Origin of the sequence: Methylorubrum salsuginis, from assembly GCF_900114375.1 — a bacterium.
Classification (GTDB): domain Bacteria; phylum Pseudomonadota; class Alphaproteobacteria; order Rhizobiales; family Beijerinckiaceae; genus Methylobacterium; species Methylobacterium salsuginis.
Map to the genome: position 1 here is coordinate 17,771 of NZ_FOSV01000027.1, position 22,984 is coordinate 40,754.

The following is a 22,984-nucleotide window of genomic DNA, read 5'->3' on the forward strand; positions in this document are numbered from 1 at the left end:
CACGCCCTCCTCAAGACCTTCGAACCGGAACAACGCGTCATGCCGGACATCCACGAGGCCACGGAACGCACGATCGCCCCGGTGCCCCGGATCACGATCCAGGCATTCTGCGAGACGCCCGAAACGGCGGCCATGATCGAGGGGGTCGTCTCCGACCGCCGGATGCAGAAGGCGCACGTCAAGGTGCAGATGGGCGGCGGCGCGGCGGCGGTCGAGGCCTATCGGCACGCCCCGACGCCCAACGTCATCCTCATCGAGTTCGTCGGCACCAAGTCGCGCCCGCTCGAGTGCCTCGACCAGTTGGCGGAAGTCTGCGACGAGGGCACCAAGGTTCTCGTCGTCGGCCACGTCAACGACGTACTGCTCTACCGCCAGTTCATGCAGCGCGGCGTCAGCGAGTACCTGATGGCGCCGGTCGAGCCGGTGGCGCTGATCGCGGCGGTGTCCGACCTGTTCACGGCGCCCGGCGCCAAGCCGGTCGGGCGCACCATTGCGGTCTACGGCGCACGCGGCGGCGTCGGCGCCTCGACCATCGCCCACAACCTCGCCTGGACGGTGGCGCGCGAGCACGGCACCTCGACGGTGATCGCCGACCTCGACATCGCCTTCGGCACCGCCAGCCTCAACTTCAACCAGGACCCGCCCCAGGGCATCGCCGAGGCGGTGTTCGCCCCTGAGCGCCTCGACGCCAACCTGCTCGACCGGCTGCTGTCGAAATGCGCCGACAACCTCAGCCTGCTGTCGGCGCCGGCCACCCTCGACCGCACCATCGACCTGACCGAGCCGGCCTTCGACGCGCTGACCGACCTTCTGAGGGCGGCGGTGCCCTGTATCGTCATGGACGTGCCGCATCGCTGGTCGGCCTGGACCCGGCGGGTGCTGGTGGCCGCCGACGAGATCCTCATCGTCGCTTCGCCCGACCTCGCCTCTCTGCGCAACACCAAGAACCTGCTCGCCCTGCTCCAGGCGAGCCGGCCCAACGACGCGAAGGCGCGGGTGATCCTCAACGGCGTCGGCATGCCCAAGCGCCCCGAGATCGCGGCGGCCGAGTTCGCCAAGGCGCTCGACGCGACGATCCAGGCCTCGATCCCCTTCGATCCGGCCCTGTTCGGCACCGCGGCCAACAACGGCCAGATGATCGCCGAGGTGCAGGCGGGCGCCAAGGCGGCGGAAATCTTCTCGGAGGTCGCGGCGGTCGTCACCGGCCGGGCCGAGGTGAAGCGGACGCGCGCCAACCTGCTGGAGCCGCTGCTCGCCCGCCTGAGCCGCAAGAAGGCTTCGTGAGCGTGGCCCGCGCCCCCGCTTTCGCCCCGTCCCTTCCCGCCAGTTGAGGGCGCACGGCGCCATGTTCGGACGACGCTCCGCCACCGCAGCGGCCCCCGCCGCCCCGGTCGCCCCGGCCGGAAAGCCGGCCCCGCCCGCGCCCGTCCTGCAGGACGAGCCGCGCGCCGCGCGTTCCGAGGCGCCCCCGCCCCGGCCGGCGCCGGTGGCGCCGCCCGCGCCGCAGAAGTCCGAGGATTATTTCCGCACGAAGAGCATGATCTTCGGCGCGCTGATCGAGGCGATCGATCTCGCCCAGCTCGCCCGGCTCGACCCGGAATCGGCCCGCGAGGAAATCCGCGACATCGTCTCGGAGATCATCGGCCTCAAGAACATCGTGCTGTCGATCGCCGAGCAGGAGGAACTGCTCGACGACATCTGCAACGACGTGCTCGGCTACGGCCCGCTCGAACCGCTGCTCGCCCGCGACGACATCGCCGACGTGATGGTCAACGGCGCCGACCGGACCTTCATCGAGGTCGGGGGCAAGATTCAGCTCACCAACGTACGCTTCCGCGACAACCAGCAGCTGATGAACATCTGCCAGCGGATCGTCAGCCAGGTCGGCCGGCGCGTCGACGAATCCTCGCCGATCTGCGACGCGCGCCTGCCCGACGGCTCCCGCGTCAACGTCATCGCGCCCCCGCTCGCCATCGACGGGCCGGCGCTGACCATCCGTAAGTTCAAGAAGGACAAGCTCACCCTCGACCAGCTCGTCCGCTTCGGCGCGATCTCCCCCGAGGGCGCCAAGATCCTGCAGATCATCGGCAAGGTCCGCTGCAACGTCGTGATCTCCGGCGGTACCGGCTCGGGCAAGACGACGCTGCTGAACTGCCTCACCGCCTATATCGAGCACGACGAGCGGGTCATCACCTGCGAGGACGCCGCGGAGCTTCAGCTCCAGCAGCCGCACGTGGTCCGGCTCGAGACGCGCCCGCCGAACCTGGAGGGCCAGGGCTCGGTCACCATGCGCGACCTCGTCAAGAACTGCCTGCGCATGCGGCCCGAGCGGATCATCGTCGGCGAGGTGCGCGGGCCGGAGGCATTCGATCTGCTCCAGGCCATGAACACCGGCCACGACGGCTCGATGGGCACGCTCCACGCCAACTCGCCCCGCGAGTGCCTCGCCCGTATCGAATCGATGATCACCATGGGCGGCTTCTCGCTGCCCTCGCGGACCTTGCGCGAGATGATCACCGGCTCGGTCGACGTGATCATCCAGGCCATGCGCATGCGCGACGGCTCGCGACGCATCACCCACATCACCGAGGTGCTGGGGATGGAAGGCGACGTCATCATCACCCAGGACCTGTTCGTCTACGACGTGCTCGGCGAGGACGCCAATGGCCGCCTGATCGGCCGCCACCGTTCCACCGGCATCGGCCGCCCGCGCTTCTGGGACCGGGCGCGCTACTACGGCGAGGAACGGGCGCTGGCCGAGGCCCTCGATGCCGCCGCGGTCGACGGAGAGGCGGCGTGAGCGCGGCCAACCTCCCGCTCGCGGTCGGGCTCGTCGCCGTGGCGGCGGGCGCGGTCGCTTATGTCGCGCTCAACCCGTTGCTGTCGGGGGAACGCCGGGCCGAACAACGTCGCAGGGCGCTGGGCCAGAGCACCGCGGCGGTGACCGAGCGCACCAACGCCGCCAACCGCCGCGAACACGTCGCCAAGAGCCTCAAGGAACTGGAGGCCAAGAAGGACAAGACCAAGGTCACCCTGGAGCTGAAGATCGCCCGGGCCGGCCTCGATTGGAGCCGCAAGAAGTATTACGTCGTCTCGACCCTCGTCGCCCTCGGTCTCGGCTTCGGCGTCCTCCTCGTGTCGGGCCGCCCGCTCGTCGCCCTGCTCGCCGTCTTCGTCGGCGGGCTCGGCGTTCCGGCCTGGATCCTCAAGCACCTGCAGAAGCGGCGCATCGCCGCCTTCATCGACGAATTGCCCAACGCCATCGACGTGGTGGTGCGCGGCCTCAAATCCGGCATCCCGCTGGGCGACTGCCTGCGGATGATCTCGCGCGAGGCCAAGGAGCCCCTGCGCAGCGAGTTCCGGGTCGCCAACGAGGCGCAGGCGCTCGGCCTGCCGATGTCGGAGGCGATCCAGCGCATGTACGAGCGGGTGCCCGTCACCGAGGTGAACTTCTTCGCCGTGGTGATCGGCATCCAGGCCAAGGCCGGCGGCAACCTGTCGGAGGCGCTCGGCAACCTCTCGCGGGTGCTGCGCGAGCGCAAGAAGATGGCCGGCAAGATCGCGGCGATGAGCATGGAGGCCAAGGTCTCGGCGGCGATCATCGCCGCTCTGCCCTTCATCGTCGCCTTCACCACCTACCTGTCGAGCCCCGACTACATTTCGCTGCTCTGGACCACGGCCATCGGCAAGATCGCCCTCGCGGCCTCCGCCCTGTGGATGGGTTTGGGGATCGCGATGATGCGCAAGATGATCAACTTCGACGTGTAACGATGGATGCGTCGGGCCGACCTTTGGCCGGGCCCGACGCATCCGGCGGACGACCGCCACCGCGCCGTCGCGCGGGCAGACGACGACGAGACAGGCTCATCGTCGTCCGGGGGAGGACGCTTCGGCCCGGTGCGGCGCTGCGTCGAGAAGCGGGAGAGGATCGATGCTGGATCAGTTGGTCGATGCGGCGCTTCAGCCGCGCTTCGTCGCCACCGTCCTGACGGGCATTGCCGCCGCCGCGACCGTGTTCACGCTGGTCCAGCCGCTGCTCGAGACCGATACCCTCGCCAAGCGGATGAAGCTCGTCAGCGACGAGCGCGAGCAGATGCGCCTGCGCGAGCGCGAACGCCTGTCGAACCGCGCGACCCTGCGCAGCGAGCCCAAGGCCTACATGAAGCGCGTGGTGGAGCGGCTCCATCTGACGCGCTGGCTCGGGACCGAGACGGCGAAGGCCAAGCTGGTGCTCGCGGGCTATCGCGGCGCGAGCGCCGAGACGGCGTTCCTGTTCTTCCGCCTCGTGACGCCGACCGTCGTCACCGTGCTGGCGCTGTTCTATCTGTTCGTGCTGGAGGTGCTGGACCAGCCCTTCCTGATCCGCACCGGCATCGTGCTGATGGCGGCCTTCGTCGGCATGAAGCTGCCCGAGGTCTATCTGAGCAACGTCACCTCGAAGCGTCAGGCCCAGATCCGTCAGGCTTGGCCCGATGCCCTCGACATGTGCCTGATCTGCGTCGAGTCCGGCATGTCAGTGGAGAACGCCTTCCGCCGCGTCAGCCTGGAGATCGCCGGGCAATCGGCCGTGCTCGCCGAGGAACTGGCGCTGCTCAACGCCGAGCTGTCCTACCTGCCGGACCGTCGCGTGGCCTATGAGAACCTCGCCCTGCGCACCGGCCTCGAACCGGTGAAGTCGCTGACCACGGCGCTGATCCAGGCCGAGCGCTACGGCACCCCCGTCGGCCAAGCGCTCCGCGTGCTGGCCCAGGAAAGCCGCGACACCCGCATGAACGAAGCCGAGAAGAAGGCTGCGGCGCTGCCGCCGAAGCTGACCGTGCCGATGATCGTGTTCTTCCTGCCCGTGCTGTTCGTGGTCATCATGACACCCGCGGGCATCCAGGCCTATTCGATGATGAACAAGTAGGGCTCAGCCTCCGTTCGCCGTGGCCGGTTTACCGGCCCGCTCCCAATAGCCGACGACGAGGTGGCGCTCGCGGGTCAGGCCCCGCTCCGACCGCAGATGCTTTCTGAGCGCTCGGGCGGCCCCGGCCTCGCAGCCGGCCCAGACGAACAGGTCGTTGCCGTCCGGGAAGTCGAGGGCGCGGATCGCCGGAACGAGCCGGCTCTCGGCCCCCCGCTCGAGCCAGCGCACGCCGACGCCCTCGGGGGCCGCCAGCGGATAGGCCGGCTCCGCCCCCTCCGCCTCGATCAGCACGACGCCGCGGGCCTCCGGCGGCATGGCCTCCAGTGTCCGGGCGATGGCGGGCAGAGCCGTCTCGTCGCCCGCGAGCAGGGTCCAGGCGGCGGGCGGCACCGCGCGGCCGAGGGGACCGGCGATGCCGCAGAGCGCCCCGGGTCGGGCCTCCATCGCGAAGCGGGCGCCGGGCCCCGGATCGTCGTGGAGCACGAAGTCGATCTCGACCCTGTCGGACGAGGCCCGGCGGATCGTGTAGTAGCGCACCTCCGGGCAGACCGGGGCGTCGGGCCAGAGGGTGCGCCCGTCGGGACCCGGACGGGGCCATTCCGGCCGCGTCACGCCGGGCGGCGGCAGGTAGAACCGCACGTGCAGGTCGTCCGTGACGGCAAAGCGTTCGAGATCGGTACCGGTGAAGGTGAGGCGGCGCATCCGGGGCGTCAGCGCCTCGGAGGCGACGAGGCGCAACTCGCGGAAATTCGAGAAGGTCGCCGCCCCCGCCGCGAAGCCCGACCAGGCGATGACCGGCTCCTCGCCCTCGGCGAAGTCGACGATGTTGGCGGCGAGCAGGGCGCGCAGCATCTCCAGGCCGCCCTCGTCCTGCGCCTCGACCCGCACCCGCAAGGCGCCGCCCACCGGTTCCAGGGTGCCGGTGCCGACGCCGAGTTGCATGACCACGTGCCCCCCCTGCCGCTCGTGGGCGACGTCGTGGGCGCTCAGGTGATCGACGAGGTCGGCGGTGAGCCTGTGCGGATCGGCGAGCGCCACCGTCGCTTCGGAGAACAGCATCGCGGAGCGGCTCCTCGGATCGCCTCTGAATCTTTTCGCCGGCCCGCCTCGCCTCGATGGCGGGGGTGAAAGACCGAGGCGGTCGACCGGCAGCCGGTTTAAGGAGCGATCTCCGGCAACGTCAACGTTGTGCGAATTGATGCTGGCGACCTCTTGATTGTACTTGTTCCAGAGTGGGGCCTGTCGGCATCGCCCGATGAAAAGCCCCTTCCCCTAAATTCTCCGGCCCCCCGTTCGTCCCCTTTCCAACCTGCCCGGAGCGGTCGCCGCGCCGCCCGAGGCGCCCCGAGGGGAGTTCTCACCGTTGAGCTTCGACCGCGACGACATCCTGTTCCACGTGGTGGTGAACGACGAGGACCAGTACTCGATCTGGCCCGACTTCAAGCCGACCCCCGAGGGGTGGCGCCGCGTCGGGGTCAGCGGCGACAAGGCCGCCTGCCTCCAGCACATCGAGACCGTCTGGACCGACATGCGCCCGCGCAGCCTGCGCGAGGCGATGGACGGCGACGCCGCCCGCGCCTGACCCTCATCCTTCCTCTCACGCCGAAGAGGCCGACCATGCCCGCTCCCGCTCTTCCCGTCCTGCTCGAAGGTTCGGGCCCGCTGATCGCGGCGATCGAGGCCCGCGATTCCGAGATCCGCGACGCCCTCGGCACCGTCGGCGGCGTTCTGCTGCGGGGCTATTCGGTCGAGAGCGTCGAGGCGTTCCGGGCGTTCGCCGCCGGCTTCGGCCATCCGCTCCTGTCCTACGAGTTCGGCTCGACGCCGCGCAGCAAGGTAGAGGGCGGGGTCTATTCCTCGACCGAGTATCCGGCCCACCGCGAGATTCCGCTCCACAACGAGCAATCCTATACCCGCGACTGGCCGCTGCGGATCTGGTTCCACTGCGTCACCGCCTCGCCCGAAGGCGGCGCCACCCCGCTCGCCGACAGCCGCGCGATCTACCGGGCGCTCGATCCGGCCCTGCGGGACAAGTTCGCCCAAAAGGGCCTGCGCTACGTGCGCAACTTCGGCAACGGCCTCGACCTGCCCTGGACCAAGGTGTTCAACACCGACGACCGCGCCGCGGTCGAGACCTATTGCCGGGACCACGCCATCGACTTCACGTGGAAGGAGGACGGTGAGCTGCGCACGAGTCAGCTCTGCCAAGCGGTGGCCAAGCACCCCCGCACCGGCGAGGACGTGTGGTTCAACCAAGCCCACCTGTTCCACGTCTCCGCGCTGGACGAGGTCGAGCGCGAGGTGCTGCTCGACACGGTCGGGGAGGACGAACTCCCCCGCAACGTGTATTTCGGCGACGGAAGCCCGATTCCCGACGACGACCTCGACGCCGTGCGCGCCGTGTTGAAGGCCGAGAAGGTGAGCTTTCCCTGGCAGGCGGGCGACGTGCTGATGCTCGACAACATGCTGATCATGCACGGCCGCGAACCCTATGCCGGCCCGCGCAAGGTCGTCGTCGCCATGGCCGAGGCGCACGGGATGAACAGGGCAGCATGAGTTCGACTGCATGAGCGAGGCCGCGATCCTTCGGGGCCGTGGCCTCACCGTCGCCTACGGGGCGCGCCGCGTCCTCGACGGGCTCGACGTGGCGATCGCACCGGGGGGCGTGACCGCGCTCTGCGGGGCGAACGGTTGCGGGAAGTCGACGCTGTTGCGCTCGCTCGCGGGCTTGCAGCCGCTCCAGGCCGGCACCGTCGAGATCGACGGGCGCCCGCTCGGGGAGTTGAAGCGGCGCGAGCGCGCCCGGGCTCTGGCGATGCTGGCCCAGGCCAACGAGGTGCCGGCGGGCCTCACGGTGTTCGAGTTGGTGGCCTATGGGCGCCACGCCCATCGCCGGCTGATCGGCGGCCTGTCCTCGGCCGACCGCAGCGCGATCCTCGACGCGCTGGCCGCCACGGGCCTGCGCGACCACGGCGCCCGCGAGGTCGCGGCCCTATCGGGCGGCGAGCGGCAGCGCGCCTGGATCGCCATGGCGCTCGCCCAGCAATGCCGCGTCCTGCTCCTCGACGAGCCGACGACCTGGCTCGACGTACGCCATCAGGTCGAGCTGGTCCTGGCGCTGAAGAACCTCAACCGCGAGCGCGGCATCACCATCGTCTGCGTGCTGCACGACCTCAATCAGGCGGCGGCGATGGCCGACCGGGTGCTGCTGATGAAGGCGGGCCGCATCCTCCATGACGGGCCGCCCGCCGAGATGCTGCGCCCGGCGCCGCTGGCGGAGGTCTACGGCGTCGAGATGTGGCGGCTCGACCATCCGGATTCGGCCGCCCCGCTCTGCGTGCCCGCCTTCGCCCCGGCCCGGCGCCAGCCGCTCGAAGCCCGCCCGTGATCGCGCTCACCGTCGATCGGCCGGCGCCGGCCCGAGCGTCGCCGGGCCTCCGGCTCGGCCTGATCGCCGCCGTCCTCGTCGCGCTTCTGGCGCTCGCGCGCCTGTGGCCGACGCTCCATGCGCTGACGACGGCGCACGGCCCCGCCGAGGCGGAGGCCGCCCGCTTCCTGTTCTGGGAATTGCGCCTGCCGCGGGTGCTCGCGGGGCTGGCCGCGGGCGCCGCCTTCGGCGCCGCCGGCGCCCTGTTCCAGGCGGTGACCCGCAACCCGATCGCCGCCCCCGACCTTCTGGGCGTCACCGCGGGCGCACAGGTCGGCGTGCTGCTCGGCCTCACCGTGCCGGCGCTCGCGGCGGTCTCGGGGCCGCCGCTGCTCTTCCTCTGCGGACTCGGCGCCGCCGCGCTCGCGCTCACCGCCGCCGGAGGATGGCGCGCTTCGCCGCTCCGGCTGCTGCTGGCGGGCGGCGCCTGCGCCCTCCTGCTCAATGCCGGCCTCACCGTGGCGCTCGCCCTGTTCGAGCAGAACATCGCGGGCCTCGCCCTGTGGAGCGGCGGCGCGCTCTACCAGCCCGGCGCCGCGGGACTCACCGAGGCCGCCCTGTGGCTGCTGCCGCCCCTCGTCGCATTGCCCTTCCTGCTGCGCGGTCTCGAAGCCCTCTCGCTCGGCGACGACGCCGCCACCGGCATCGGCGTCGCCGTGCTGCCGGTGCGGTTCGGGGGCGTGGTGACGGCCACCGCCTTGACCGCCTTCGCCGTGGCGCTCGCGGGCCCCATCGGCTTCGTCGGGTTGATCGCCCCGAACCTCTTGCGGGCCGTCGGCATCCGCCGGTTCGGCAGCCTTCTCGCCCTCTCCGCGCTGACCGGCGGCGGCCTGCTGATCGCCGCCGACGGCGCGGTGGCGGCCCTGAGCTTGTCCGCCGGGCTCTCGACCGCCGTCGCCACCGCGCTGGTGGGCACGCCGATCCTGCTCGTTCTGGTGATGCGCGGGCGCGCCCTGACGCCGCCCGACCGCGGCGAGGTCGCGGCCTCCGGCCGGGCGGCCTCGCTGGCGGTGGTGGCGCCGGCCCTGCTCGTCGCCCTCGTGGCGCTCGCCGCCTTCGGCCTCGCCTGGGGCGAGACATGGCTTCCCCCCACCCGCTGGATCGCGGCGCTGACCGGCTCCGACCCGGAGGCCGCGCTGATCCTCGGCATCCGCGCCCCCCGCATCGCGGTGGCGGTGATCGCCGGGATGATGCTGGCGGCGAGCGGCGTCGTGCTCCAGAGCGTGGTGCGCAACGCGCTGGCCGGGCCGGAGCTTCTGGGCGTCACGCAGGGCGCGGCGCTGACGACGCTCGCCGGCCTGCTGGCTTGGCCGCTGATGGGTCGGCCCGAAACCTTCGCGCTGGCGCTCGCGGGCGGGCTCGCGACGCTCGGTCTGATCCTCGCCATCAACCGCCGCCGCCGCTTCGCGCCGCTGCCCGTGGCGCTCACGGGCCTCGCCTTCAGCGGGCTGTTCGCGGCGTTGACCTACGCGGTCATCGTCGAGACCAGCGCCCAGCCGGCTCGCGCCCTGATCTGGCTCGTCGGCGGCACCTATGGCCGGGCATGGCCCGATGCGGTCGCGCTCCTGCCCTGGCTCCTCGTCAGCCTGCCGGCGCTCGCCTTCCTCAGCCGCCCGCTCGATCTGCTGACGCTGGGCGACGACGCGGCGGCCGGGCTCGGCCTCGATGTCGGCTTGCTGCGGGCCCTCGCCCTCGGGCTCGCCGCTGTGCTGGCGAGTGCAGCGGTCGCCATCGTCGGCCCGCTCGCCTTCGTCGGCCTGCTGACGCCCCACCTCGCCCGCCTCGTCGGCTTCCACGCGCATGGCGACCGGCTGCCGGTGGCGATGGGGCTCGGCGCGCTGCTGACGGTGGCCGCCGACATCGTCGGCCGAGGCGCCCTGGCGCCGACGGAAATTCCGGCCGGGGCGCTCACCGCGCTGATCGGCGCCCCCTACTTCCTCTGGCTGATGTCCCGCGGACGAAAGGGCGCGCGATGATGTTTTCGGTCTCGCGTCGCAATTTCCTCGTCGGGGGCCTCGCCGCCTCCACCGGCCTCGCGGCGGGCCCTGCTCGGGCAAGCGACCTCGTGTTCCGCCGCTCCGCCGTCCTGCCGGCCCCCGCCCGGCGGGTCGTGGCGCTCGAATTCCTCCTCGCCGAGATGCTCGCCGCCGTCGGCGTGCCGCCGGTCGGGATGTCGGACCCGGCGCTCTATCCCGGCTGGATCGGCGTCCTCTCGGAGCGTCTGAAGGATGTCGCCGATGTGGGCACCCGCCAGCAGCCGAGCCTGGAGGCCATCGCCCGGCTCAAGCCCGACCTGATCCTCGGCGTATCCTATCGCCACGCCCCGCTCTTCGACGTGTTCGAGAGCATCGCCCCCACCGTCCTCCTCGATTTCGCCCCGGTGCCCCCGGCGACGCGGCTCGATTCCGCCTTCTCGCTCCAGACCATGATCGGCGGCTTCGTCGGGCAGCGGGCGCAAGCCGAGCGCGCCGACGCCGAAGTGTCGGCCGGGATCGCGCGGGACGCCGGGCGCCTCGCGGAGGCCGGGCGCAGCGGCCGGCGCCTCGTGGTGCTCCAAGAATTGAGCGGCCAGGACACTTATTGGGTGTTCACCGCCGACAGCCTCTCGGCCGGTCTCGCGGCACGGCTGGGCCTGCGCTTCTGGCCGCCCGACCGCAGCCGCGAGGGCGTGCGCCCATTGACCTCGGAGGATCTCCTCGCCCTCGACGATTGCGACGTGATGCTGGTGAGCACCACCGGCCCCGACGTGACCCTGGCGACCAAGACCCGCAGCGCCGCGTGGCAGCGGGTGCCGGCCCTGCGGGCGGGACGGGTCGGCCTGATCGAGCGCAACATCTGGAATTTCGGCGGACCCGCCTCGGCCCTGAGGCTGTCGAACCGCATCACCGACCTGCTCCTGCGGGCGCCCGCGGCGGGCTGACACGCTCCCACATCGGGCTTTCAAGTGACGACGGGGCGGCTCGCGCAGGCCGTCAGGACAGCAGCCGGGGGATGGCCGAACGCAGCTTGAAGAAGCCGCGGGTCGCGAGCGGCCATGCCGCCTCGTCCCAGGCCCGTCGCAGGCGCGCGCACCCGTCGGGCAGCGCCTCGGCCGAAGGGCCGACGGGTGTCCAGGCCGCGACGACGGGCAACCCGCCGGCCCAGTCGGGCTCGACGGTCCGGATATCGCAGCCGAAATGCGACGCAGCACGCTCCAGCGCATCCGCCATCGCCGCCGCGTCCGCCGCCCGCACCGCCGCCGAGGCGCCGGGCGCGTGGACGACCAGACCGCCGACGCGCCGGACGGTGGCGCCGCCCAGCGGCAGGCTCTCGGGGTGCAGGTCGTCGAGATGCAGCAGCAACGCGATCTCGCCCGTCGGCAAAGGATCGGCGGGCGCGAGCCTCACCTCCCGCGGCGGCACGTCCTCCTCAAGCGGGTCCGGAAACGCGTCGAGGCCGTCCGGATCGAACCGGCCCTCGGTGTAGCGCCGGATGTTGTCGGCCCGCGCGACGTAGTGCTTGCCCCGCGTATGCAGGCCCGCCACCCAGCGCCAGGACAGGGTGTTGCTCGCCGGGTCGCCGTCGAGGAGATGGCGCAGGAAGAAATCGGCCCCGAGCGTCCAGGGCAGGCGCAGCGAAAACATCCAGATCGAGGCGAACCACATCCGGGCGTGGTTGTGCAGCCAGCCGGTGGCGAGGAGTTCGCGCGCCCAGTCGTCGAAGCCCGCGATGCCGGTGCGTCCCTCGACCGCCGCCGCATAGGTGCGGCGCAGGCCGGGCTCGGCTTCAATGCGCCGCCGCTGCGCCTCGAGCTGGGAAAGGTAGCCGGTCCAGGCCTCTGGATGGGTTTCGAGATGTCCCTTGAAGTAGGTCCGCCAGAAGACTTCGGTGACGAACTTCTCCGCGCCCTCCTCGCCATGAGCCGCTATGGCGGCCTCCACCACCTCCGCCTCGGTGAGTAGGCGGCGGCGTAGGTAGGGCGAGAGGGCCGAGGTCGTGGAAGCCTTGTCCGGCCCCCGGTCGGTGTTGCGGGCCACCGCGTAATCCGCGCCGGCGCCGTCGAGAAAGGCCGCCAGCCGCTCGAGGCCGGCGGCGCGGGTCATGGGGAAGCTGCGATCCATGTCGCCGAGATAGCGCAGGGCGGCGCACCATCGGTGCGACCCAATCGCCGGCCCCGGCCGTGATCGACCGGAGCCGGGGGCGGACTACTTGTCGAGGGCGTTCTCGACCGTGTCCTTGGCCTTGCCCTTCTCCTGCTGGGCCTGGCCCCGCAGCTTCTGGGCGCGGCCCTCGGCCTTCAGGTCCTCGTCGTCCGTCAGATTGCCGACGCCGCGCTTGGCGCTGCCGATCGCTTCGTTGCCGAGGCCCTTCAGCCGATCGACCGCGCCCGCCGTGGTCGGCGTGTCGTCGGCCAGGGCCGGGGCGGCCGCCGCAAGCGCGAGGCCGAGGAGGGCGCCGCGAAGGGCAGAGGTGCGGAGGCGGCTCATTCGGTTCTCCGGGGTTCGAGAGGGGAGGGTGATCTGAACGGTCGAGCCCGGCCTCGCAAGGAGACGACTGTCCCGGATCGAGGCATCGTGAACGGTGCTACGCCAGCTCACTTCTTCGGCTCGGAGCCGAGATAGACGTATTCCGGAGCGGCGCGGAGCTGGTCCTTGTCGGTCTCGATCATCGCATCGAGGGCGCCACCGTCCTTGCGCGACAGCTTCAGGGTCTCGGGGGCCACGGCGACGTATTTGGCGTTGAGGCCGAGGAAGCCGCCGACGCTCACGACGTAGGACTTCACCGCGCGCTTGTCGTCGAACACGATGTCGGCGACCGAGCCGATGCTCTCGTTGGCGCCGTTGCGGATGGTCGTCCCGATCAGCTTCGAGGCGACCACGTCCTCCGGGGCCTGCGCCACGAACTTCGTCCGCAGATCGTCGTTCAGGGTCGCCGGTTGGGCCGGGATGGGCGCGGCTTCCTTGGGCGCCTGCGCGGGCTCCTGGGCGAGGGCCGGTGCGCCGGCGAGCAGGGTGAGGGCACACAGCAGCGGGCGAAGGGTCATCGGATCGGTGTCCTCGTCGGGGTCGGGGAAGGGCGGGGGAGCCGGGCAGGGTCTCGTGCGGCGCCTGCCGCCCCTGTTGCGCCGCGGCAAGAACGGATCGCGGACGGGTCGGTTCCGGCGACGCTTGGGCGAAATTTGGTATTCGCGCACCCCTCACGCCGTCTTGATGGATCGGTCGCCGACGCCCGGTTCGGCCGGGCGCCGGCTTTGCCGGATCAGAATTCGGTCGGCTTGGCGCCGGCCCGGTCCATGCGCTGCGCGGTCTCACCGAGGAGCGCCTGCATGGCCTGCCGCTGCGGCATCTGCAGAACGGGATCGAGAGCGCGGATCGTCCGGTAGAGCAGGGCGGCGGCGGCGGCACCCAGGAGCGGCGCGACGACGAACAGCCAGAGCTGCTGGAGCGCGGCGCCACCGGCGAACAGGGCCGGGCCGATGCTGCGGGCCGGGTTGACCGAGGTGTTCGTCACCGGGATCGACACGAGGTGGATCACCACCAGGACCGCGCCGATGGCGAGACCGGCAAAGCCCACCGGCGCCTTGAGGTCGGTCGCGCCGAGGATCGTCAGCACGAGGAGGCCGGTCAGGAGAAACTCGATGAGGAAGGCGGACGCCATGGTGTAATGGCCGGGCGAACGCAGGTCGTAGCCGTTGGAGGCGAAGCCGGTGGCGACGGCATCGAAGCCCGGGCGCCCGCCGGCGATGACGAAGAGGACGGAGGCGGCGGCGACGGCGCCGAGAACCTGGGCGATCACGTAGGCCGGCAGGCGGCCCGCGTCGAACTTGCGGCTCAGCGTCAGGCCGAGCGTCACGGCCGGGTTCAGGTGGCACCCCGAAATCGGGCCGAGGGCGTAGATCAGGGCCATCAGGGTGAAGCCGAAGCTGAGCGCCACGCCGCTGTAGCCGATCTGGTCGCCCGCGAGCACGGCGCTGCCGCAGCCGCACAGGACGAGGATGAAGGTGCCGACGAACTCGGCGAAGTAGGGGCGCATGGTCGGTGTCTCCCTTCGTGGATGCGCAGTGTCGGGGTGGGATCGATGAGGCCGGCGCGCACGCGACCGCCGCGGCGCGAGGACGGCGTCCCGGTCTACGAGGTCGGGGTCCGGTGAGCGGCCCGCCCGGCGTGGGGCCGGGTTCGGGCGATGGTGCCTCGGTCGCGCGCCGACGCCATCCCGTCACCCGACCGCTGGCCGGGACCGCGTTCGTCGACCCTCGACGAAGACCTGCGAGAGGCCGGGGCGACGAACAGGCCCTCAAGTGGTCGCCCGATCTCGAGGCGCAATGATATGAAAATACCAGTAGAACGGTTTTTGTTGTTCGGATATCCGACGGTCCCACCCGGTCCGTGACGCGCGTCGATCGAGCCCAGCCTTGTCGACGGAGCCTCAGCCGTTCGGGTGTGTTGATTTCCGCGGCATTGGCCGTCTTACCGCGTCGTCACCGCAGGATTGCCATGGCCGAGGGGCCCGAACTGACCGGCGAGGGATGGACCCTCGAAAGCTTCACGGGAGCGATCCATCGCGGCGGCGTCGGCCTCTGGGCGTGGTCGCCGAGTCGGCGGCTCGCGCAGCTCGACAGCCTGTGCCGTGAATTCTGGGGCACCGACGCGCCCGTGGTGTCGATCGACGCGCTGTTCGCCCGCGTCAACAGCGAGGACCGCGCGGCGATGCGTCAGGCCTGGATGGCGAGCGCCGCCGACCCGCGTGCCTACAGCTTCGATTTCCGCATCGGCGACGGGCCGGAGACCCGCTGGATCTCGGCCCGCGGCGTCGGCGGGGAGGCCGGGCAGGTCGGGGAATGGGTGCAGGCGATCTTCCTCGACATCACCGAGCGCAAGCGGGCCGAGGAGGCCGAGCGGCTGCTCGCCGCCGAACTCGCCCACCGCGTCTCGAACATGTTCACCGTCGCCCGTGCGCTGACCGCGATCGTAGCCCGCGACGCGACCTCGGCGCCGCTCTTCGCCGAGGACCTGTCGCGCCGGTTCGGCGTGCTGCACGAGGCGACGACGCTCGCGACCCGCTCGCACCGCCTCGATCAGGGCAGCGTCCGGCTCCAGCACCTCGCCGAGCGCATCCTCACGCCTTACCGCGACGGCGCCGAGATCCGGGTTGCGATCACGGAGGACGCGGTCGTCGATCCGGACCACGTCAACGATTACGCGATGATCTTCCACGAGTTGGCGACCAACTCCGCCAAATACGGCGCGCTGTCGGGCGGGGGCACGCTGCTCTTGCGCGGCGGCGTGGCCGACGGGGCGCTGACGCTCTCGTGGCACGAGACCGGCGCGCCCTCGGGCGGCCTCAAGCCCGAGGGCACCGGTTTCGGCTCGCGCCTGCTGCGCCAGACGATCGAGCGCAGCCTCGGCGGTCGGTTCGAGCGTGTCATCGACGCGGGCGGATTGCGTTTCGAGATGAGCGTGCCGGTCGGGTGACCCGGCGGCGTCACGCCTCGGCGAGCCCGTCGTAGCGCGACAGGTCGGGCTCCGGCCCTCGCTTAGTGAAGAACCGCGCCGAGAGGCCGCGAAGGCGTGGCTGGCTGGCGAGCCGCAGGGCGCCATGCAGCAGGTGAATGCCGAGGCGACTCTTCGGATGCATGATCCGCGGTGCGATCTTGGGTACGCCCGCGGCCTCCCCGACCATCGGCCGCATCGCCCGCTCGTAGGCGGCCAGCGAACCGAGCACGTCGCCGCCTCGGGAAAGCTCGCCCGCGAGCACGGTGGCGCCGGTCACCGCCAGGGTCGCCCCGATGCCGGCGAGCGGGGTGACGCACCACGCGGCATCGCCCGTCAGCACGACGCGTCCGTTCGACCAGCGCGGCATCCGCACCTGTCGCAGGACGTCGAAGTAGAAGTCGTCGGTCCCCTCCAGCGCGGCGAGGACGCGCGGCGTCTCCCAGCCGGCATCGGCGAAGCGTTCGCGCAGAAACGCCTTCTGGCGGGCGGCCTCCCAGTCCTGCCCGCCGGGCAGCGGACCGTGGAGCGCCAGCATCGCCCGCGTCGTCCCGTGCGGGTCCGGCCGCAATTGCACGCTGCGGCCGCCCGGCGCGTTGTACCAGCGCCAGAGCCGGTCGTCGGAGGGCACGCGCGGGATCGTCAGGTAGGCGATGGTGAGGTCCATCGGGCGCGGCGCATTCTCCCCCGGAAAGACGAGCTCGCGGGTCGCGGAGCCGACGCCCTCGGCGACGATCACCGCATCGAAATCCTCGGTTCGGCCGCTGGCGAAGGCGACGGTCGCGGCCTCACGCGTCTGCTCGATCCGCGCCACGGTCTCGCCGAACCGGAACCGCGCCGCGTCCCGCGCCGCGTCGTAGAGAAGGCGGGCGAGGTCTCCGCGCAGGATCTCCATCTCGGCGGTCGGCCCGTCGCCCTGCGAGCCTCCGGCGGGAAAGTGGGCGACGGGACGGCCCTGGCGATCGACCCAGGCGGTGCCTTCCTCGCCGGTGCCGCCGGCGAGCGCCGCCCGTTCCAGGCCCATCCGCCGCAACGCCTCGCGCCCGACGCCGCGGATGTCGACGTTCTGGCCGCCGTCGCGGAAGGCCTCGGCGCGCTCGACCACGGTGACGTCGAAGCCGGATCGGCCGAGCCACCACGCGGCGGTGTTGCCGGCGATGCTGGCGCCGGTGATCAGGATGCGACGTGCCACCGACCTTCTCCATCGGGCAGTCGGGACGGATCGCGCATCGTCCCGAAAGGTGGTGTCCGGCGCTCGGAAAAACGACGATGCGGAACACGAACCGAGAGGATCGCGCCCGCATGGCGGCCGGTGCGGCATGCCGTGACCGGGAGGGCCCTCAGCCGTTCCGGCTGCGATCCGAGACCAGGCGCAATCCCGGAGACGCGCGTCCGGCCAGGGCCGTGGCCACCTTGTGCTCCAACTCCCCGTCGCGGAACGGCTTGAGCACGATGGCGTCGGCCCCGTCGGCCCCGGCCTGGGCGAGCGCCTCGGTGTCGGCAAAGCCCGTGACGAATAGAACCGGCATCGCCGGCCAGCGCTTGCGGATCTCCCCCGCGGCCTCGGCGCCGTTCATGCCCGGCATGGCGAAGTCGAGCACGATGAGATCGACGTCCGAATCGGCATCGAGGGCGGCGAGCGCCTGGAGGCCGGAGGCCGCCTCGCGCACGGTGTAGCCGACTTCCGAGAGCCGGGTCGCGGTCACCTCGCGCACGCCCGCGTCGTCGTCCACGACGAGGAGGACGGGCCGACGGCCCGGCGGATGCACCCTCGGGTCCAACGCGGGTCCGAGCGCGGGGGGCGCTTCGGCGGCGCCCTCGGCAACGCGCGGCAGGTAGACCTTGATCGACGTGCCCTCGGCCGGCACCGTGTCGATGCGGACGCCGCCGCCCGATTGCTTGACGAAGCCGTAGACCTGGGCGAGCCCGAGGCCCGAGCCCTTGCCGGTCTCCTTGGTGGTGAAGAACGGCTCGAACACCCGCTCCAGAACCTTGGGCGTCATACCGGTGCCGGTGTCGCTCACCGAGATCATCACGTATTCGCCGGGCTGGGGCTGCTCCGGCCGGGTCGGCGTTTCGCCGACCGTGACGTTGGCGGTTTCGATGGTGAGGCGCCCACCCACCGCCATCGCGTCGCGGGCGTTGATGGCGAGGTTGAGGATCACGAGCTCGATCTGGGTCGCATCGACGAGTGCCGGCCAGAGATCGTCCTGGAGCGTGGTCTCGATCTGGATCGCCCCGCCGATCGAGCTCTGCAGCAGGTCGCGCATCGACACGACCGTCTGGTTCAGGCTCACCGGGGTCGGCACCAGCCGCTGGCGGCGGGAGAAGGCGAGAAGCTGGGCGGTCAGCTTCGCGCCGCGAGCGGCCGCGCCGCGCATCAGGTCGAGCCGGCGCTTCGAGCGCTCGTCGGTGACGGCGCGGTCGAGAAACTCGATGTTGCCGGCGATGACGGTGAGCAGGTTGTTGAAGTCGTGCGCGACACCGCTGGTCAGCTGCCCGACCGCGTCGAGGCGCTGGACGAGGCGCAGGGCATCCTCGGCCCGCTCGCGCTCGACGATCTGGTCCTGAAGCGCCGTGTTGGTGGCGGCCAGCTCCCGGGTCCGCTCCCGGATGCGGGCCTCCAGCGTGTCGTTGAGTGCCTGCAGCGCGGCCTCGGCGGCGCTCTTGTCGTCCCGCGCGCGCTTCTCGGCGAGCGCCCGCACGATGGTGCGGGTCATGCGTCCCAGCCGCTGCTTGGTGACGTAGTCGGTGGCGCCGTTCTTGATCGCCTCGACCGCGACCTCTTCGCCGAGCGTGCCCGAGCAGAAGATGAAGGGCGTGTCCGGGCATTGCTGGCGCGCGATGCCGAGCGCACTCACGCCGTCGAAGGTCGGCAGCACGTAATCGGCCAGGATGATGTCGTGGCGTCCGGGGTGGGCGGCGGCGGCGAACTCGTCGCGGGTGATGACCCGCTCGATCACCACCGGATGGCCGAGATTCTCCAGCTCCGCCTCGATGAGTTCCGCATCGAGATCGCTGTCTTCGAGGTGCAGGATGCGAAGGGGGCCGGTTCGCGGCCCGATTATCCGTTCGATGGCCAGCCTCCCCTGTGCGGCGGCGGCTCGTTCAGAAGCGCCCAGAACACGCCGATCTCCTTGATGGCGGCGAAGAACTCGTCGAAGGCGACCGGCTTCACCACGAAGGCGTTGACGCCGAGATTGTAGGAGCGGACCACGTCGGTCTCCTCCCGGGAGGAGGTCAGCATCACCACCGGGATGCCGCGCGTGGCCGGATCGCCCTTCACCTTGGCCAGAACCTCCAGCCCGTCGACCTTCGGCAACTTGAGATCGAGCAAAACCACGGCCGGATCCTGCACCGCCCTGTTCTCGTGCGGGCCGCGACGGTAGATGAAGTCCAGCGCCTCGGCACCGTCGCGGCAGATCACGATCTGGTTGGCGAGCTGGCTCGATTCGAGGGCGGCCAGCGTCAGCTCGATGTCGTTGGGGTTGTCCTCGACGAGGAGGATCGGCTTCAGGGTCGCCATGGCGGTTACGCCTCCTCCCTCAAGGGCAGCGTGAAGTAGAAGGTGGCGCCGCGGTCCGGCACGCCCTCGGCCCAGGTCCGGCCGCCGTGGCGCTCGACGATGCGGCGCACGTTGGCGAGTCCGATGCCGGTGCCTTCGAACTCCTCGACCCGGTGCAGGCGCTGGAACACGCCGAACAGCTTCTCGACATAGGCCATGTCGAAGCCGACGCCGTTGTCGCGCACGAAGAACACGGCCTCGTGGTCCTGGGGCGGCAGCCGCCCGACCTCGATGACGGCCTCCGGGCGCCCGCGGCTGTATTTCACGGCGTTCGAGAGCAGGTTCTCGATCACGAGGCGCAGCATCACCGGGTCGGCGTGGACGCGGCCCAGCGGGCCGATCTCCCAGCGCACGGTCCGGTCGGGCGGCACGTCGCGCAGCACCTTGCGCCGCACTTCCTCGACCAGGCCGTTCAGGTCGCCGCTCACCTTGTTGAGGGCATGGCGGCCCATCTGCGAGAAGGACAACAGGTTGTCGACCAAGGTGCCGGCCGAGAAGGCGGCCTCGATGATGGTCTCGACGTAGTGGCGGCCCTTGTCCGTGAGGTGGCTGCCCTCGCGGTTCTTGAGCAGGTTCGCGTAGCCGACGATGTGCCGGAACGGCGCCCGCAGATCGTGGCTGACCGAGTAGGAGAACGCCTCCAGCTCCTTGTTGGAGCGCTGCAATTCCTCGCTCATCGCGGCGAGTTCCTCGGCCCGGCGCAGCACGATGCCGAGCACCGAGGCGCGCAGGTCCTTGGCGGCCTCGACCTCGGGCACCGACCAGGGCAGCGAGCGGCCCTTCACCGTCTCCTTCCAGATCTCGAAGGATTTGCGCGGGTGCAGCCGGTCGGGGCCGCCCGCCGGATCGGGCCGGGCCGCCTTGACCGGGTTGCCGCCCCACTTGACGGTGCGGACCACCTCGGGCCGGAACCACAGCACGTAGCTGGCGTAGCGCTTCGAGATCGAGATCGCGAGGAGCCCGCTCGCCCGGTCGGCGAAGCCTTCCGCCCGCGAAAATTCTTCGGCCAGCGCGTCGGTGGCGACCACGTCCTCGGCCTCGCCGCGCTCGGACAGCCACTCGTAGAGGGCGCGGACCTCGCGCTCGGGCGGCGTCGATCCCAGCAGGCGGCAGCGATCCGCCGTCACCACCGCCGCGCCCGAGGCGTTGACCAGCGCCAGCACGTCGTCGGGGTGGTTGAGCAGGCCGTCGATGAAGCTCTCCTCCTCGGCCATGTAGGCCAGGAGCCGCGCCTGCACTTGGCCCAGGGCGAGGCGCTGCTCCGCCTGCTCGCCGCGGACCTTGGCCGAGAGCTGCAGGGCGAAGATCTGGGTGAGGAAGTCGCAGGCGTTGCGGGCCTGGAGCGGCACCCGCTTCGGGTTTTGGTTGTGGCAGGAGACGAGGCCCCACAGCGCGCCGTCGACAAGGATCGACACCGACATCGACGCCATCGTGCCCATGTTGCGCATGTACTCGACATGGACCGGTGAGACCGAGCGCAGCACCGACTGGCTCAGATCGAGCGGCTTGCCCGCGGGCGTCGTGCCGGGGCGGATCGGCACCGGGGCGTAGCCGGCATCCGGGATGATGCGCAGGCGGTTGCGGCGATAGAGTTCGCGCGCCTGGGCCGGGATGTCGGAGGCGGGGAAGCGCAGGTCGAGATAGCTCGGCAGCACGCCGTTGCCGTCCTCGGCCAGCACCGTGCCGTGCCAGTCGCGGTCGAAGCGATAGACCAAGGCCCGGTCGAAGCCGGTGACGTGGCGGATGTCCTCCGCGAGCAGTTGGCAGAGATCCTCGACGCTGCCCGCGGCGTGCAGCCGCTCGACGAAGGCGCGCAGACGCGGCGTCAGCGCATCGAGCCCGGCATCGCCCGAGGCGTCCTCGGTCTCCTCCAGTTCGAGCACGACGAGGTCGTCGATCCGGTGCGCCGCCACCTCGTAGAACTGCCGCGCATCCTCCGGCCCGAGCGCGACGGTCCGCAGATAGGTGGCGCCGTCCTGGCTCTGGCCGCCGTCGAGATAGCGGCGCACCAGCGCGTCGAGGATCGGAAAGGCGGTCTCGAGACGGGCGCCGACGGGGGCCGCGGCCGGAGCGTTGGCGCTGGCCTGGACGATGCGGCCCGACGCATCGAGGGCGAGCAGGAAGCCGTGCGGCTGCACGCTGCCGACGATGTGGATCGGCTCACGATCGCAAGCCGTCAGATCGAGCGAGAGCCGGGCTGCCGTGTTGTGCTGGTTCAAGCCTGGATTCCATCCGCGACCGGATCGGCCCGCGGGCCCGCGCCCCTGATACCAGCCATATGGGGGAGGCGGATATAGGCCAAAAGCACTGGTAGCGCCGGTGTCCCCCGGGCGGATCGTCCCAGGCCGGGAGCGCCGTGGGGGAGAGTGTGACCGCTCCCGACACGTGCCGCCGCACGGACCGGGCCGACCGTCCGAGGGGTAGACGGTTGGCCCGTCCGCCGTCGCCGGGGCGGCGCGTCAGCCGTAGAGCGCCTGCGCCATGGCTTGGTAGAGCGGCAAGCCGAACGCGATGTTGAACGGGAAGGTGATGGCCAGCGAGCAGGTCAGGTACAGGCTCGGATTGGCCTCCGGCAGCGCGAGCTGCACGGCCGCGGGGGCGGCGATGTAGGAGGCGCTGGCCGCCAGCGTCGCGAGGACGATCGCGCCGCCCAGGGACAGGCCCGCCGCATGGGCGATGACGAGGCCGAGCGTCGCGTTCAGGAGCGGCATCAGCAGGGCGAAGCCGACGAGGAGGAGCCCGGCCTTGCGGAACTCGCCCGCGCGGCTCGCCGCCATGTGTCCGAGAGCCAGCAGGAACACGCACAGGGCACCGGGAAACAGATCGACGAAGAAGGGCTTGACCTTGGTGAGGCTCGCCGGCCCGGCCATCGCACCGATGGCGAGCCCGCCGATCAGGATCAGCACGCTCTTCGAGGACAGCACTTCGGCCAGCAGCGCCTGCCCACCGCCCTGCAGGACCGGTCCGGTCCCTCCGAGGAGCGTGGCTCCCCCGCCCGTCGCGACGATCCGGCCGGCCGAGGCCGTCTCGGCCACCCGCGCGAGCCCGATCGCGACGATGATCGCGGGCACCTCCATGACGGCCAGCAGCGTGGCCGCGTAGCCCTCATAGGGGACGGCTTGGCGATCCAGCATGGCGGTCACCGCCGCGAAGGTCACGGCGGAGACCGATCCGTAATGCGCCGCCAGCGCGGCCGCGTCCGGCACCGAGAGGCCGACGAACCGCCGGAGGCCGGCGTAGCACCAGAGCGGAATGATGCTGCAGAGAAGCAGCGCCCCGGCGATCGGCCCTGCCACGGTCTGCGGCGAGACGTGGCTGAGTTCCGCCCCGCCGCGCAATCCGATCGAGAGCATCAGATACATGGACAGGGCCGCGAAAACCGGTTCGGGGACGCGCAAATCCGAACGGACCGCGACGGCGAAGGCGCCGAGCGCGAAGCAGAGGACGGGGGGCGACAGCAGATTGGCCTGAAGGAGGTCGAGGGCGGTCATGGTGCGGTGCATCCTGATGAGGGAGGCCGCATCCGTGCATCGGACTGACCATAGGCGATACCGCAATGTCTTGCGTCCTATCATTGCGATTGGCAATGATAGGACATGCTGCCCAGCCTGAACCTC

Annotated in this window: 20 protein-coding genes; 10 read left to right on the top strand and 10 right to left on the bottom strand. The window is 71.1% G+C overall.

The window, feature by feature from the left end; genetic code table 11:
• The first annotated feature begins 39 nt into the window (after positions 1-39).
• The 4 genes from BM140_RS21910 (at position 40) to BM140_RS21925 (ending at position 4,906) form a co-directional block, all read left to right on the top strand.
• Positions 40-1,284, top strand: coding sequence for a CpaE/TadZ family protein (locus BM140_RS21910; protein ID WP_091951114.1), 1,245 nt, complete (start codon positions 40-42; stop codon positions 1,282-1,284).
• A 61-nt stretch (positions 1,285-1,345) separates the two neighbouring features.
• A complete protein-coding gene (locus BM140_RS21915; RefSeq protein WP_091951116.1) occupies positions 1,346-2,800 on the top strand; it encodes a TadA family conjugal transfer-associated ATPase in 1,455 nt (484 codons plus the stop codon).
• Positions 2,797-3,768 carry a type II secretion system F family protein gene (locus BM140_RS21920; RefSeq protein ID WP_091951118.1) on the top strand — a complete coding sequence of 324 codons (972 nt, stop codon included), beginning with the start codon at positions 2,797-2,799 and terminating at the stop codon, positions 3,766-3,768. Before BM140_RS21915 ends, BM140_RS21920 begins: the two co-directional genes overlap by 4 nt.
• Positions 3,769-3,931: 163 nt before the next feature.
• On the top strand, positions 3,932-4,906 hold the full coding sequence (locus BM140_RS21925; protein WP_091951120.1) for a type II secretion system F family protein: 975 nt from the start codon (positions 3,932-3,934) through the stop codon (positions 4,904-4,906).
• A gap of 3 nt (positions 4,907-4,909) precedes the next feature.
• On the opposite strand, the gene BM140_RS21930 is transcribed toward BM140_RS21925, so the two are convergent.
• Positions 4,910-5,965, bottom strand: coding sequence for a siderophore-interacting protein (locus tag BM140_RS21930; protein ID WP_091951122.1), 1,056 nt, complete (start codon positions 5,963-5,965; stop codon positions 4,910-4,912).
• A gap of 304 nt (positions 5,966-6,269) precedes the next feature.
• Here BM140_RS21930 and BM140_RS21935 point away from each other — a divergent pair, with 304 nt between their 5' ends.
• From BM140_RS21935 to BM140_RS21955, 5 genes are read left to right on the top strand one after another with little or no spacing between them, the layout of a single operon-like run.
• A complete protein-coding gene (locus BM140_RS21935; protein ID WP_091951124.1) occupies positions 6,270-6,488 on the top strand; it encodes an MbtH family protein in 219 nt (72 codons plus the stop codon).
• Between the two features lie 35 nt (positions 6,489-6,523).
• A complete protein-coding gene (locus BM140_RS21940; RefSeq protein WP_091951126.1) occupies positions 6,524-7,462 on the top strand; it encodes a TauD/TfdA family dioxygenase in 939 nt (312 codons plus the stop codon).
• Positions 7,463-7,472: 10 nt separating this feature from the next.
• Positions 7,473-8,294, top strand: coding sequence for an ABC transporter ATP-binding protein (locus BM140_RS21945; protein WP_091951128.1), 822 nt, complete (start codon positions 7,473-7,475; stop codon positions 8,292-8,294).
• Positions 8,291-10,309, top strand: coding sequence for an iron ABC transporter permease (locus tag BM140_RS21950; protein ID WP_091951130.1), 2,019 nt, complete (start codon positions 8,291-8,293; stop codon positions 10,307-10,309). Before BM140_RS21945 ends, BM140_RS21950 begins: the two co-directional genes overlap by 4 nt.
• A complete protein-coding gene (locus BM140_RS21955) occupies positions 10,306-11,253 on the top strand; it encodes an ABC transporter substrate-binding protein (protein WP_207549494.1) in 948 nt (315 codons plus the stop codon). Before BM140_RS21950 ends, BM140_RS21955 begins: the two co-directional genes overlap by 4 nt.
• 52 nt (positions 11,254-11,305) lie before the next feature.
• On the opposite strand, the gene BM140_RS21960 is transcribed toward BM140_RS21955, so the two are convergent.
• From BM140_RS21960 to aqpZ, 4 genes are all read right to left on the bottom strand, one after another.
• Positions 11,306-12,415 (bottom strand): FAD-binding domain-containing protein, encoded by a 1,110-nt coding sequence (locus tag BM140_RS21960; RefSeq protein ID WP_091951196.1) that lies wholly within the window; start codon positions 12,413-12,415, stop codon positions 11,306-11,308.
• A 102-nt stretch (positions 12,416-12,517) separates the two neighbouring features.
• The gene (locus BM140_RS21965; protein WP_091951132.1) at positions 12,518-12,799 is read right to left on the bottom strand and encodes a CsbD family protein; all 282 of its coding nucleotides are present in this window, start codon (positions 12,797-12,799) and stop codon (positions 12,518-12,520) included.
• Between the two features lie 107 nt (positions 12,800-12,906).
• Positions 12,907-13,356: a PRC-barrel domain-containing protein gene (locus tag BM140_RS21970; protein WP_091951134.1), complete on the bottom strand. Its 450-nt coding sequence runs from the start codon at positions 13,354-13,356 to the stop codon at positions 12,907-12,909.
• 215 nt (positions 13,357-13,571) lie between these two features.
• The gene (gene aqpZ / locus BM140_RS21975; RefSeq protein ID WP_091951136.1) at positions 13,572-14,345 is read right to left on the bottom strand and encodes an aquaporin Z; all 774 of its coding nucleotides are present in this window, start codon (positions 14,343-14,345) and stop codon (positions 13,572-13,574) included.
• Positions 14,346-14,806: 461 nt separating this feature from the next.
• Here aqpZ and BM140_RS21980 point away from each other — a divergent pair, with 461 nt between their 5' ends.
• Positions 14,807-15,784: an HWE histidine kinase domain-containing protein gene (locus tag BM140_RS21980; RefSeq protein WP_091951138.1), complete on the top strand. Its 978-nt coding sequence runs from the start codon at positions 14,807-14,809 to the stop codon at positions 15,782-15,784.
• 10 nt (positions 15,785-15,794) lie between these two features.
• Here BM140_RS21980 and BM140_RS21985 read toward each other — a convergent pair whose 3' ends face one another.
• The 5 genes from BM140_RS21985 to BM140_RS22005 form a co-directional block, all read right to left on the bottom strand.
• The gene (locus BM140_RS21985) at positions 15,795-16,994 is read right to left on the bottom strand and encodes an FAD-dependent monooxygenase (protein ID WP_091951140.1); all 1,200 of its coding nucleotides are present in this window, start codon (positions 16,992-16,994) and stop codon (positions 15,795-15,797) included.
• A gap of 148 nt (positions 16,995-17,142) precedes the next feature.
• Complete coding sequence (locus tag BM140_RS21990) at positions 17,143-18,924, bottom strand: response regulator (RefSeq protein WP_425287080.1); 1,782 nt, start codon at positions 18,922-18,924, stop codon at positions 17,143-17,145.
• The gene (locus tag BM140_RS21995; protein ID WP_091951143.1) at positions 18,867-19,328 is read right to left on the bottom strand and encodes a response regulator; all 462 of its coding nucleotides are present in this window, start codon (positions 19,326-19,328) and stop codon (positions 18,867-18,869) included. The genes BM140_RS21990 and BM140_RS21995 overlap by 58 nt, the downstream gene beginning before the upstream one ends.
• A 5-nt stretch (positions 19,329-19,333) precedes the next feature.
• Entirely contained in the window at positions 19,334-21,586 is a 2,253-nt protein-coding gene (locus tag BM140_RS22000) for an ATP-binding protein (RefSeq protein WP_091951145.1), read from the bottom strand.
• A gap of 240 nt (positions 21,587-21,826) precedes the next feature.
• Positions 21,827-22,858 (bottom strand): sodium-dependent bicarbonate transport family permease, encoded by a 1,032-nt coding sequence (locus BM140_RS22005; RefSeq protein ID WP_091951198.1) that lies wholly within the window; start codon positions 22,856-22,858, stop codon positions 21,827-21,829.
• Positions 22,859-22,984: the final 126 nt, after the last annotated feature.